The organism is Pseudomonas sp. EggHat1, from assembly GCF_014892995.1.
Lineage (GTDB): Bacteria > Pseudomonadota > Gammaproteobacteria > Pseudomonadales > Pseudomonadaceae > Aquipseudomonas > Aquipseudomonas chaetocerotis.
Window position 1 is genome coordinate 179,839 of record NZ_JACKQK010000004.1, and the last position, 13,141, is coordinate 192,979.

General features: G+C 64.1%; 9 protein-coding genes. 2 read left to right on the plus strand and 7 right to left on the minus strand.

What is annotated here, in order from left to right; translation table 11 throughout:
• Positions 1–6: 6 nt before the first annotated feature.
• Positions 7–1,932 (minus strand): ATP-binding cassette domain-containing protein, encoded by a 1,926-nt coding sequence (locus INS93_RS09170; RefSeq protein WP_090337353.1) that lies wholly within the window; start codon positions 1,930–1,932, stop codon positions 7–9.
• Between the two features lie 236 nt (positions 1,933–2,168).
• Here INS93_RS09170 and INS93_RS09175 point away from each other — a divergent pair, with 236 nt between their 5' ends.
• A complete protein-coding gene (locus INS93_RS09175) occupies positions 2,169–4,097 on the plus strand; it encodes a transglycosylase SLT domain-containing protein (protein ID WP_192981151.1) in 1,929 nt (642 codons plus the stop codon).
• A gap of 111 nt (positions 4,098–4,208) precedes the next feature.
• Here the strand turns inward: INS93_RS09175 and INS93_RS09180 are convergent, their stop codons facing one another.
• The 3 genes from INS93_RS09180 to yegS all read right to left on the minus strand — a co-directional run bounded on the left by INS93_RS09180 (position 4,209) and on the right by yegS (position 7,037).
• Positions 4,209–5,015, minus strand: a complete 807-nt coding sequence (locus tag INS93_RS09180) for an MOSC domain-containing protein (protein ID WP_192981153.1) — start codon at positions 5,013–5,015, stop codon at positions 4,209–4,211.
• A gap of 78 nt (positions 5,016–5,093) precedes the next feature.
• Positions 5,094–6,026, minus strand: coding sequence for a chemotaxis protein CheV (locus INS93_RS09185; protein WP_017677658.1), 933 nt, complete (start codon positions 6,024–6,026; stop codon positions 5,094–5,096).
• Positions 6,027–6,119: 93 nt separating this feature from the next.
• The gene (gene yegS, locus INS93_RS09190; protein ID WP_192981156.1) at positions 6,120–7,037 is read right to left on the minus strand and encodes a lipid kinase YegS; all 918 of its coding nucleotides are present in this window, start codon (positions 7,035–7,037) and stop codon (positions 6,120–6,122) included.
• Between the two features lie 176 nt (positions 7,038–7,213).
• On the opposite strand from yegS, the gene INS93_RS09195 reads away from it, so the two are divergent.
• Positions 7,214–7,912: a pirin family protein gene (locus tag INS93_RS09195; protein WP_192981158.1), complete on the plus strand. Its 699-nt coding sequence runs from the start codon at positions 7,214–7,216 to the stop codon at positions 7,910–7,912.
• A gap of 135 nt (positions 7,913–8,047) precedes the next feature.
• Here the strand turns inward: INS93_RS09195 and INS93_RS09200 are convergent, their stop codons facing one another.
• The 3 genes from INS93_RS09200 to INS93_RS09210 form a co-directional block, all read right to left on the minus strand.
• Entirely contained in the window at positions 8,048–9,607 is a 1,560-nt protein-coding gene (locus INS93_RS09200) for an FGGY-family carbohydrate kinase (protein WP_192981159.1), read from the minus strand.
• Between the two features lie 164 nt (positions 9,608–9,771).
• Positions 9,772–11,343, minus strand: a complete 1,572-nt coding sequence (locus INS93_RS09205) for a glycerol-3-phosphate dehydrogenase/oxidase (protein ID WP_192981161.1) — start codon at positions 11,341–11,343, stop codon at positions 9,772–9,774.
• Positions 11,344–11,345: 2 nt separating this feature from the next.
• Positions 11,346–12,941, minus strand: coding sequence for an FAD-binding oxidoreductase (locus tag INS93_RS09210; protein WP_192981163.1), 1,596 nt, complete (start codon positions 12,939–12,941; stop codon positions 11,346–11,348).
• Between the last annotated feature and the right edge of the window lie 200 nt (positions 12,942–13,141).

Genomic DNA, 13,141 nt, shown 5'->3' on the forward strand with positions numbered 1-13,141 from the left:
CCTTCGTCAGCCTTCCAGCTCTGCCCAGCGCTCGAGCAACTCGTCCATTTCCTTCTGCAAGCCCTCGAGACGCGCCAATACTTCCGTGGTGACCTGCACCGGCTGCTGGTAGAAGGCAGGATCGGATACCTGCTCCTGTACCGCGGCCATTTCCTGCTCCAGGGCATCGATCTGCCCAGGAATCGCTTCCAGCTCGCGCTGTAGCTTGTAGCTTAGTTTCTTCTTCGCCGGCTCGACGCTCTCTTGCACGGCAGTCACTGCGGCCGCGGCCGGCGCTTCGACGATGGCCGTGGCCAGTTCGGCCTTGCCGGACTTGCTTTCACCCACTCCGAGCAGGCGCGGCGAACCGCCCTGGCGCAGCCAATCCTGATAGCCGCCGACGTACTCGCGCACCTTGCCTTCCCCCTCGAAAACCAGGGTGCTGGTCACGACGTTGTCAAGGAAGGCACGGTCGTGGCTGACCATCAGCACGGTGCCAGGGAAATTGAGCAGTACTTCTTCGAGCAGTTCCAGGGTTTCTACGTCCAGGTCGTTGGTCGGTTCGTCGAGCACCAGCAGGTTGGCCGGCTTGCTGAACAACTTGGCGAGCAACAGTCGTGCCCGTTCGCCACCCGACAGCGCTTTGACGGGCGTACGAGCGCGTTGCGGACTGAATAGGAAGTCGCCCAGGTAGCTCAGCACATGGCGGTTCTGGCCGTCGATAGTGATGAAGTCGCGGCCTTCGGCGACGTTGTCGATTACCGTCTTCTCTGGCTCGAGCTGGTGACGTAATTGGTCGAAATACGCCACTTCCAGTTTGGTGCCGACCTCGATCTTGCCGCTGCTCGGTTGCAGGTCGCTGAGCAAAAGCTTGAGCAGGGTGGTCTTGCCGGTACCGTTGGCGCCAAGCAGGCCGATGCGGTCGCCGCGCTGCAGGACCATGGAGAAATCCTTGACCAGGAACGGGCCGCCGGCGTGAGCGAAACTGACGTTCTCTGCCACCATCACCTGTTTGCCGGACTTGTCCGCGGTATCGAGCTGGATATTCGCCTTGCCCTGGCGCTCGCGCCGCTCGCTACGCTCCGCACGCATTGCCTTGAGCGCACGTACACGCCCTTCGTTACGGGTGCGACGGGCCTTGATGCCCTGACGAATCCACACTTCCTCCTGAGCCAGGCGCTTGTCGAACAGCGCATTGGCGGTTTCCTCGGCAGCCAGTTGCTGCTCTTTGTGTACCAGGAAGCTGGCGTAGTCGCCGTTCCAGTCGATCAGGCCGCCACGATCCAGTTCGAGGATGCGCGTAGCCAGGTTCTGCAGGAAGGAGCGGTCGTGGGTAATGAACAGCACGGCGCCGCCAAAGTCTTTCAGCGCCTCTTCCAGCCAGGCGATGGCGCCGATATCCAGGTGGTTGGTTGGCTCATCGAGCAAAAGCAGATCCGGCTCGGACACCAGTGCCTGCGCCAGCAGCACGCGACGCCGCCAGCCCCCGGAGAGCTCGGCCAGCGTCTTGTCGGCCGGCAACTGCAGGCGGCTCAGGGTGCTGTCGACCAGTTGCTGCAGACGCCAGCCGTCTTTGGCTTCCAGCTCCTGCTGCACGTGCATCAACTGCTCGAGGTCGTCATCCCCGTGGATGTTCTGCGCCAGGTGGTGATAACGCGCCAACAGCTCGCCAACGCCAGCCAGGCCTTCGGCGACCACGTCGAACACCGTGCGCTCGTCGGCGCGCGGCAGCTCCTGCGGCAGCTCGCCGATCTTCAGCCCCGGGGCGCGCCAGATCTCGCCGTCATCGGGCATCTGGTCGCCCTTGACCAAGCGCAGCATGCTCGATTTACCGGTGCCGTTGCGGCCGATGATGCACACCCGCTCACCCCGCGCAATCTGCCAGGACACTCCGTCGAGCAGGGGCATGGCGCCATAGGCGAGGGATACGTCGGCAAACTTGAGCAGGGTCATGGGCATCTCCAGAAACAGGCGGCGCATTCTACCCGAGTTGCCAGCCGGCTGTTGCCGTTTCCACAGACGCAACAGATGTCGCCCCTGCTCATCATCTGGCGCAGGCAAAGCGCATCTTTGCTACATGTGTCCATCTGGCCCGACGGCATTCACCGCACCCCGATGAAGCGCTAAGCTAGAGCTATGCAACGACACGGATCGTGTTGCCCCATACCTCTGCTTCTCCTGGAAATGCCATGCGCAGTCGCTTTCTCTCTGTAGTTTCCTGTCTGATTATTACCGCCACCGCTGTCGCCAGTGTCGAAGCTGCCAGCCTCACCCAGCAGCGCCAGTACTATGATGAGGCCAAGCGGGCCCTGGCCAAGGGCGACAGTGGCCCTTATCGCCAGTACGCCAGCGCGCTACGCGATTACCCACTGACGCCTTATCTGGCCTATGACGAGCTGACCAACCGGCTCAAGTCGGCCAGCAATGCCGAGATCGAGAAGTTTCTCGCCGAACACGGGGACCTGCCCCAGGCAAGCTGGATGAAACTGCGCTGGTTGCGCTGGCTGGCCGAGCGTGGCGACTGGAAGCCCTTCCTCGATCACTACGACGCCAAACTCAACTTCACCGAGCTGGACTGCCTCTACGGCCAGTACCAGCTCAGCCACGGTCTGACGGCCGAAGGCAACGCCACTGCCGAGAAGCTCTGGCTGGTGGGAAAATCCCAGCCCAACGCCTGTGACCCGCTGTTCGAACGCTGGGCCGCCAATGGCCAGCTCACCGAGCAACGCCGCTGGCAGCGCACCAAGCTGGCGGTGGAAAGCGGCAACTACGGCCTGGCCAACTTCCTGATCAAGGGCATGCCAACGCTCGGTGAGCGCGGCAAGCTGATGGTCGAAGTGGCGCAAAAGCCACAACTGCTGAAGAACACCGCGCGCTTCGCCCCCGCTGATGACGCCATGAGCGACGTGGTCGGCCTCGGCTTGCGTCGCCTGGCTCGGCAGAGCCCGGAAGATGCCCTGGCCCTGCTCGACGGCTACGCCCAGCGCATGAAGTTCTCCGCCGACGAACAGGTCGCCATCGCCCGGCAGATCGGCCTGCGCCTGGCGCAACGCTTCGACCTGCGCGGCCTGCAGGTAATGGCCAAGTACGACCCGCAACTGCGTGACAACACCGTCAGCGAATGGCGTGCGCGCCTACTGCTGCGTCACGGCCGCTGGGAAGAGGCCTATCAGCTGACCCAGAACATGCCGTCCGATCTGGCCAGCAGCAACCGCTGGCGTTACTGGAATGCGCGCAGCCTGCAACTGGCGCAACCCAACAGCCAGCAGCCGGCTGTGCTGTTCCAGGCGCTGGCCAAGGAACGCGACTTCTATGGCTTCATGGCGGCGGATCAGGTCAAGGCGCCTTACGCGTTGAACAACCAGCCGCTGGCCCTCGATCCCAAGGTGGTGCAGAAAGTGCGCAACACTGCCGGCATCAAGCGCGCGATGGAATTCCATGAACGCGGGCAGATCGTCGATGGCCGCCGCGAGTGGTATCACGTCAGCCGCCTGTTCAGCCGCGATGAACTGGTGGCCCAGGCGCGCCTGGCCTACGAAATGGAGTGGTATTTCCCGGCCATCCGCACCATCAGCCAGGCCCAGTACTGGGACGACCTGGAAGTACGCTTCCCCATGGCCCATCGTAACGAGCTGGTACGCGAAGCCAAGCGCCGTGACCTGCATTCGAGCTGGGTGTTCGCCATCACCCGCCAGGAAAGTGCCTTCATGGCCGACGCCCGCTCCCACGCAGGCGCCATGGGCCTGATGCAGCTGATGCCGGCCACCGCCAAGGAAACCGCACGCAAGTTCGGCATCCCCCTGGCTTCGCCGCAACTGGCACTCAACCCGGACACCAACATCCAGCTGGGCGCGGCTTATCTCAGCCAGGTATACGGTCAGTTCAACGGCAACCGCGTACTCGCCTCGGCTGCCTACAACGCCGGTCCAGGTCGCGTGCGCCAGTGGCTGCGTGGCGCCCATCACCTCAGTTACGACGTCTGGGTCGAGAACATTCCGTTCGACGAAACCCGCCAGTACGTGCAGAACGTGCTGTCCTACTCGGTGATCTACGGCCAGAAGCTGGGCGCCCCCCACCCGCTGGTGGCATGGAACGAGCGTTTCTTCGACGATCAGTAAAACGAAAGCCCCGATCAGGCAGGTGTCTGATCGGGGCTCGCCATTCCATACGCCACGCCGGGCCCCGAATGGTCTGGCAGTTTCTGGATCACCCGGTGCGCATCGCACACCCTACTCCAGGACTTCGACCGGCATTCCTACCTGCAGCTCACCGATGCCACGCGGCAGCAGGTTCTGCCCGAAATACACGTCGCCATCGCGTTCCCGATAGGTCTTGAGCGTGGCCAGTGGCTCACGCTGGGCGTTGCGCTCGCCGGTCTGCGGGTCGACGGTGGTGAGGATGCAGCGCGAGCAGCCCTTGGCTACCTCGAACTCCACCTCGCCGATGCGGATGCGCTTCCAGCTGTCTTCCGCGTAGGGTTCGCTGCCGGTGACGACCAGATTGGGGCGAAAACGCAGCATCGACAGTGGCTGCCCGACTCGCTGGGAGAGATCGTCCAACGAGGCCTGGCCAATCAGCAGCAGCGGGAAACCATCGGCGAAGGCCACGCGATCCCCCGGCTGCGCATAGGCAGTATCGACCTGGCGGGTACGTTCTTCCGGCACCTGCACCAGGCGGCAAGGCTTGCCCAGCAAGCCGCTGAGCCACGCGGCCGCTTCATCACCGGCATCCGGCACGCGAAGGCTGTCACGCCAGACGATGACGCCACGCAGATCCTGCTCAGGGTCGGGCAGCGCCACGGACAGATCGTCACGACCTGGCGCACTCAGGGTCAGGCCACCGCGCGCGTCGTACAGGGCGCTCAACTGGCTTATCTGCGGCAGCAGGCGCTGGGTGATGAAGCGGCCGTTGTCGGCGTCGACCAGCATCCAGCGCCGATCACCCTGCAGGCCGAGACCGTCGACCGCGCTGCGCTGCAGCACTTCGCCGCGGCCGGACTTGAGCGGATAACGGTACAGCCCCGAAAGACTCGGCATGGGTCAGCTTCCTAGTTGGCAAAATGCCGTTATACGAGCTGACAGCGATGCTCACAAGCACTGCGAGGCATCAAGGACTTAGCGAGGTTCGTCCAGCTCGAGACGTTGACGAATTACATCCACCAGTTTGTCCGGCTGGAACTTGGAGAGGAAATTGTCGCAGCCGACCTTCTTCACCATCGCCTCGTTGAAGCTGCCCGACAGCGACGTGTGCAGCACCACGTAGAGATCCTTGAGACGCGGGTCATTGCGAATTTCGCTGGTGAGGCGATAGCCGTCCATTTCCGGCATCTCGGCATCGGTGAAGATCATCAGCAGCTTGTCGGTCATCACCTCACCGGTGTCGGCCCACTTCTTGAGCAGGTTGAGGGCCTTGAGGCCATCGCTGGCCATGTGCAGGCGAAGACCCAACTGCGTCAGGGTATCGCGCAGCTGGCTCAGCGCCACGCTGGAATCGTCCACCAGCAGCACTTCGCGCCCGCGCGCCTTCTCCAGCAGAGGGTCGGCGAGCTTTTCCGCGGAAACCTTGGTGCTCATCGGTACGATCTCGGCGAGCACCTTCTCCACATCGATGACCTCGACGATCTGGTCCTCGACCTTGGTGATGGCGGTCAGGTAGTGCTGACGTCCGGCGCCACCCGGGGGCGGCAGAATCGACTCCCAGTTGAGGTTGAGAATGCGATCCACACTGCCAACCAGGAAAGCCTGCACCGAGCGGTTGTACTCGGTGACGATGATGGTGCTGCGCTCATCCGGCACTAGTGGACGCATGCCGATGGCCTGGGACAGATCGATCACCGGCAGGGTCTGACCGCGCAGGTTGACCACGCCGCAGACGAAGCGATGACGCTGTGGCATCAGCGTCAGCTTGGGCATCTGCAGGACTTCCTGCACCTTGAACACGTTGATGGCGAACAACTGCCGGCCAGCCAGGCGGAACATGAGAATTTCCAGACGGTTCTCGCCGACCAGTTGCGTGCGTTGATCTACTGAATCGAGGATGCCGGCCATCATGTGCTCCGAGGTATATAGGGTGATTCTAGTCTGCCGTTTCGGGTTATCGGCGGACTGCCGGCAGACTGAAGCATTGCTGGCGCGCAGCCATCATGCCTCAGCGCTGTGTACCTGGCCAGCGAGCAGCGAAGAATGCTCAGGTAGATGCAGACGCAGGGCGCCAGGTTCTGCACGAAAGCGCAAACCTTTACTTTCCATCGGCTCGCCGTCGAGATTCAGATCCAACCCCTCCAGCGCTTCCACCTCCAGCCAGGGCAGCCGCGCGCTGACCGCAACGCTCTGCAAGCCAAGAACGCCCCCGGACAATAACGTGCCCAAGGTGCCGACGACATCCTGCGCCGCCGGCACGATGCAGATATCGAGCAGGCCATCGTTGATGCTCGCCTCCGGACAAAGCAGATGCCCGCCACCGGCCTGTCGCCCGTTACCGATGCCCAGGGCCAGGAACTCGCCCTGCCATTGGAAATCCGGCCCATGAAAACGACCGGCGGCAGCGCGCACTTCGGAAAATCGACTGAGTCCCGTGAGCAGATAGGCGGCGCCGCCCAGGACCTTCTTGAGTTCTTCAGGCGTATTGGCCGTCACGTTGGAGCCGAAACCACCAGTGGCCATGTTCAGGAAGGCCCGCTCGCCCGCCATGCCCACATCCACCGCCACCGGCTCGAACTCGAGCAGGGCCAACGCCGCAGCAGGCGTCAGCGGAATACCGGCTGCGTGGGCAAAATCATTGGCCGTGCCCAGCGGCAGCAGCGCCAGGCTCGCTTCGCTCCGCGCCTTGACCAGCGCCTCGACCACATCACGCAGGGTGCCGTCACCACCGCCGGCGATCAGCGTTGAATAACCAGCGGCCAATCCCTCCTCGACCAGCCGCTCGGCGTCGCCACCTTCCCAGGTCAGGCGTACGGCCAGATCCCAACCACGCTCGCGCAGGCCGTTCACCGCCGCCCTCACCTCTGCGTTCAACGCTTGCTTGCCATGCAGGATCAACCAGGCCTTACGTTCGCGCATGGCGCGTCCTCCTTGAAAGAATCAGCGAAAGCCTAATGCTTGGCCCTCATGAAAATTAATCAAATTAATCGATATCAATTCTGTAAAAATTGCGCTTTTAAATCGATCAATCCAAATGGATCATTCGCCATCAACGCGGCACGGGACTGAACTCGTGCATGACTGGAGGATTGACCATGATCGATGTACGTCCGTTCGAACAACTCGGTGGTGCTCACCACGGCTGGCTCAACGCCCGTCACCATTTTTCCTTCGCCGAATACTATGACGCCGAGCGTATGAACTGGGGCCGTCTGCGCGTCTGGAACGACGACGAGATCGCACCGCACTCGGGCTTCCCGCCGCACCCGCATCGCGACATGGAGATCATCACCTACGTTCGCGAAGGTGCGATCAGCCACGAGGACAACCTGGGCAACAAAGGCCGTACCGAGGCAGGCGATGTACAGGTGATGAGCGCCGGCACCGGTATCGCCCACAGCGAGTACAACCTGGAGGATGAAACCACCAAGATCTTCCAGATCTGGATTCAGCCAAACCAGGCCGGCCTGCCGCCCTCCTGGGGTGCCAAGCCGTTCCCCAAAGGTGACCGTTCGGGAGCATTCGTCACCCTGGCCAGCGGTTACGAGGAGGATGTCGACGCCCTGCGCATCCGTACCGACGCGCGCCTGGTGGCCGCCACGGTCAAGGCCGGAGAGAGCGCCGAGTACAGCCTGCAACCAGGCCGCAAGGCCTATCTGGTGGGCGCCACCGGTGCGTTCAGTGTCAACGGCGTAGCCGTCAAGGCACGTGATGGCGTGGCCATAGCCGATGAAACGCTGATCCGCATCGAAGCGCAGGAAGACAGCGAGATCGTGCTGGTGGATGTCGCCTGATGCACAAACCATCGCCCTCCATTCCGGAGGGCGATTGGTTTCTGTAGTGATGTAGGGCGGACTCAGGAGCGAAGCGAACAGTCCGCCGTTCCTCGGTGCTACACAAGTCCTACGTCCACACGCCTACCGCATGCCCTACGCCGGATAACCGGTGATCTTGCGAATGCTCTGGTACAGCGGCTTGAGCTGGCGGTACATGCGCTGATAGACCTGCCCGTAGAGCTGCTGGTAAACGCGCTGGGCCTCCGGGTTCGGCTGGAACACCTGACCAACACGCGTCATGGCGGCGATGGCGCTCGGGTAATCGGTGTGCAAGCCCAGACCTACCGCGCAGTTGATCGCCGCGCCCAGGCCGCTGGTTTCATAAAGGTGCGGCCGTTCGGCTGGCAGGCCAAAAATGTCGGCGGTCAGCTGCATCGCCGCATCGCTCTGCGAACCGCCACCGGAGACGCGCAGGCGCTCGATGCGGGTGCCTGATCGTTTTTCGATGCGCTCCTTGCCCTGGCGCAGGGCATAGGCCAATCCCTCCAGAATCGCCCGATACAGATGCGCGCGGGTGTGTACGTCACCAAAACCGATGATCGAACCCTTGGCCTCCAGGCCCGGCTCGCGGATGCCGGGCGTCCAGTACGGCTGCAGCATCAGGCCCATGGAGCCAGGCGGCACGGCGTTGACCAATTCATCGAACAGCGCCTCGGGCGACACACCCAGCGCTTCGGCGCGCTGCATCTCGCGCAGGCCGAACTCGCGTTTGAACCAGCTGACCATCCAGAACCCCCGATAGATCATCACCTCGGTGTTGAAGTGATCCGGCAGCGCTGCCGGATACGGTGGTATCAGCGCGATGGTTTCCAGATAGCGACTGCGCGTGGTGTTGATGGTGGCCGTGGTGCCGTAGGAGAGGCAGGCAGTGGTCGCCTCCAGCGCGCCCGAACCGAGGATCTCGCAGGCCTTGTCGGCTCCGGCGGCGATCAGTGGCAGCCCCACGGGAATACCGGTATGGCGGCTCGCGGAGGCCGTGATGCTGCCCAGGCGCTCACCCGGCTTGAACAAATCAGGCAGTTGCTCAGGACGCACCGAAAGCGCCTGCCACTTCCAGTCACCGGGCGCGGCCCAGCACAGGCGCTTGTAATCGAACGGCAGGTAGGCCACGCAACTGCTGGTCGAATCGACGAAGCGACCACACAGGCGATGGGTGAGAAAGCCCGAGAGCAACAGCACCTTGTGCGCGCGAGCGGCGATGTCCGGCTGATGCTGGGCGACCCAGTTGACCTCGGCCTGGCCACGAAAATGATTCACAGCCTCCTCGGCGCGCACCAGTTTGAACAGCCAGCCCCACAGGCCCTTGATCCGCCCCGCGACCTCGGCACGTCGCTGGTCGAGCCAGAGAATCGCCGGGCGCAACGGCGCGCCCTGCTCATCGACGTGAATGATGCTACCGCGCTGGGTGGTGACGGCGACGCCCCTGATCAGACTGCGGTCGATATCCACCTGCTGCCAAAGCAGGCGACAGGCCTCGCCGAGGCTGGACCAGTAGTATTCCGGGTCCTGCTCGGCCCAGCCCGGCTGGCTGGAGAAGTAGGGATCGAGTTCGACCTTGCCCTTGGCCAGCAGATTGCCTTTCGTATCGAACAGCAGCGCGCGCACGCTCTGGGTGCCGTTATCGATGCTCAGCAGGTAGCTTGGTTCGCTCAAGGTGTGATCCTTCTTGTTGTACCTATGCCCATGCGTAGCCCGGATGAAATCCGGGAGCGGCATCTTCGTTCAGTCCCGGATTTCATCCGGGCTACAACTGGCAGACCTGAGTATCAATGGATTGTTGGTGCGCGCGGCGCACCCTACGGGGAGTGCGATCCGAGTCACGGCAGGCTGTAACAGCGTTTCCACAGAGCCAGGTAATCGCTCTCTTCCTGCTGCCAGCGCGCATCGCTCCAGCCTAGGCGCGGCTGGCAAAGCACGCGGATACGCGGCAGCTCGGCGCGGCCGCCTTCTGCCAGCAGCAGGCCAAGGCGCGTGCGGCGCAGCAGCAGATCGTCCAGGTGCAGCACCAGCTCGCCCTCAGCGGCCCAGGCCAGTTCGGCCCACAGGGTGGCGGTACCCGCAACGCAATCGTCGCCAACCTCGTCGATCAGGCGCAGCACCTCACCCAGCTGGCGACCGTGGCGACCCGCCAGACGGCGTTGCTGCGCCGGGCTCAGATGGGCCATGGCCACCTGCGGACAGTCGCGGAACACTGCGCCGCCCTGATCGTCCACCGCTTTGCCGACGAAACCCGCGCAGGCGCGCAGCACCTGAAGCGCCAGCAAGCGGAAGGTGGTCAGCTTGCCGCCAGCCAGGGTCACACTGCCCGGCTCGATCCATAGCGCATGTTCACGCTTCTCGTCCGAGGGTTTCAGCCCGGCGCTGCCATCGCCCACCACCGGGCGCACGCCAGCCCAGGTAGACAGCACATCGGCACGCCCCACCTGCGCATGAGGAAACTGCTGAGCGCAAGCGGCGAGCAGGTAATCGACCTCCTCGGCACTGATGGCGGCCTCACGATCCAGCTCGTCAGCATGATCCAGATCAGTGGTGCCGATCACCGTCGCGCCTTCCCAGGGGAAGACGAAGACCGGCCGGCCATCACTCTCGTGCATGAAGCTGAAGGCATGCGCCACCGGCAGGCGCCAGCTCGGTAGCAGCAGGTGGCTGCCGCGCAGCGGGCGGATGCGACCATTGCCAGGCTGGCGCAGGCGATCGGCCCAGGCACCGGTGGCCTGTGCCACAGCGCGGCTGCGCAGGTGATAGCGGTTGCCCGTTTCTACGTCCTCGGCGAGCACACCGATAACCCGCCCCGCCTCACGCAGCAGCTCGACCACGCGCATGCCATTGAGCGCCTCGCCGCCTTCTGCACGCGCCTCGCCCAGCACGCGTTGCACCAGGCGGGCATCGTCAGTCACAGCATCGAAAAAGCGCGTGCCACCGAGCAGGCCGTCCTCACGGATGCCTGGCGCCAGGTAGCGCAGTTGCTGCAGCGGATAGAACAGGTGATTGCGCTTGCCGGCCAGGGCGTCGTACAGGCTGAGCAGGCCACCGAAGACCTTCGGCCCGGGAAAACCACCACGGTAGTGCGGCATGACAAAGCTCAGCGGCTCCACCAGCCCCGGCGCCTCGCCAAGCAGGCGCTGGCGCTCGCGCACCGAGTCGCGGGTCAACCCCAGCTGGCCCTTGGCGACGTAGCGCAGCCCGCCATGCACCATCTTCGACGAGCGGCTGGAGGTGCCCCAGGCGAAGTCGCGCTGCTCCAGCAACAGGCAGCGCCAGCCACGCCGCGCCGCCTCACGGAGGATGCCGGCGCCGCAAATGCCGCCGCCGATCACCAGCAGATCCCAGTCGCGCGCCGCCAGTTCAGGCAGCGCGCGCTCGCGCCAGGTGGCGTTCCACGGTTCCATGCTCAGTCCTGCAGCAACACGCCAGGCACCAGGCGCTGGTCAGGGTCGAAATGCGTGGCCAGGCTGCGCAGCGTGGCCATGCCCAGCTCGCCCTTCTCTGCTGCCAGATAGGGCGCGTGGTCGCGGCCGACGCCATGCTGGTGGCTGATGGTGCCGCGATTCTCGGCAATGGTGCGGCTGGCCGCCGCCTTGAGCCGCTGCCAGCGCGCCATGGCCGCGGCGTAGTCGCTGCCGGGGCGGAACACGTAAGTGGTGTAGATGCTCGAACCTTCGCCATAAACGTGCGACAGGTGAGTGAAGACGTGCACCCGCTCGCCATCACCGGCCAGCTCGTCACGCAGACTGGCCTCGACCTTGTTCAGCAGGTTGTCGACGTTCGACCAGTCGGTGGCAGTTTCCAGGGTGTCCACCAGGTAGCCGCGCTCCCACAGACCATGACGCAGGTAGGGGAAGCGGAAGCGGTTCTGCTCCCATTTCTTGCCCAGCAGGGTGCCGGTGAACACGCCGCCGAAGCCTTTCAGCAGGCGCCGTGCCTGTTTCAGCGAAGCGGCATTCTGCATGCGGCTGCCGGTGACGCCGAAGGTCAGCATGCATTTGCCGTCACGTGCACCGCGCAGGGCCAGGTACTTCTCCAGCAGGGCGATCTGCTGCGGGTGACCGGCCAACGCCAGTTGGGTACGGGTTTCAATGGCGTTTGACAGGCGCAGCATGGACAGCGGCACCCGCGCCTGAGCCAGGCTGCGAATGGCACTCAGCGCCTGCTGCCAGTTGGGCAGAAACACCGCATAGAAGCGCTCCTGCTCGGCCAGGCGGCTGATGCGCACACGCACCTCGGAAATCACCCCGAAGCGCCCTTCCGAGCCCATCACCAGCTCGCGCAAATCGGGCCCAGCTGCCGAAGCCGGGAAGGTCGGAATCTCCAAGGTGCCGGCGAAAGTTTCCAGCTTGCCGCCGGCGAACAGTTGCTCGATGCGTCCATAGCGCAGCGACTGCTGGCCGCTGGAACGGCTGGCGACCCAGCCGCCGAGGGTCGACAGCTCCCAGGACTGCGGGAAATGCCCCAGGGTGTAGCCGCGTGCGCGCAGCTGGCTTTCCACCTGTGGACCATTGGCACCGGGGCCGAAGGTAGCGATCAGGCTGTCCTCGTCGATATCCAGCAGGCGCGTCATGCGCTCCAGCGACAGGGTAAGCACCGGGCGCTGGCCGGCCTGCGGGTTGATGTGCCCGGCCACCGAGGTACCACCGCCGTAGGGAATCAGGGTGACATCATGCTTCTGCGCCCAGGCCAGCAGCTCGCGGATCTGCTCGGTGCTTTCCGGGCAGGCGACGCCATCGGGAAACAGGCCAAAGTCACCGGAACGCATCGCCAGCCAGTCCGGCAGGCTCTGGCCACGGGCGTGACGCACGCGCACCTCGGCATCAACACAGATCAGAGGATGCGGCGCCAGGCGCGACGCCGGCACACGCGCCAGCACATCCTGCAGGCTGGCATCGGCCAGACGCTGGCCCGGCCCGATCAGCTCGGCGAGAAAGGCCTCGCCGTGGGCCGGCAGCTCCACTTCGGTCGCCTCGTCACCCCATCCGTTCCAGCGTCGCATCGCATCCCCCATTCCGATCAGCACTTATGGCTGCCTATACTAGCCAGCCGCCGCCGGCCGTCACTGTCGGATTGTGACAGGCGATATCGCCAATCAAGACAGGCATTGCGCGCCGCGCGCCGGCGCAACCGGTGCGCGCTACCAGGGCGGCCCCGCGACACTGCAAAGGCATCCGTGCCAGGCACCAAGGCTTGTCTGAT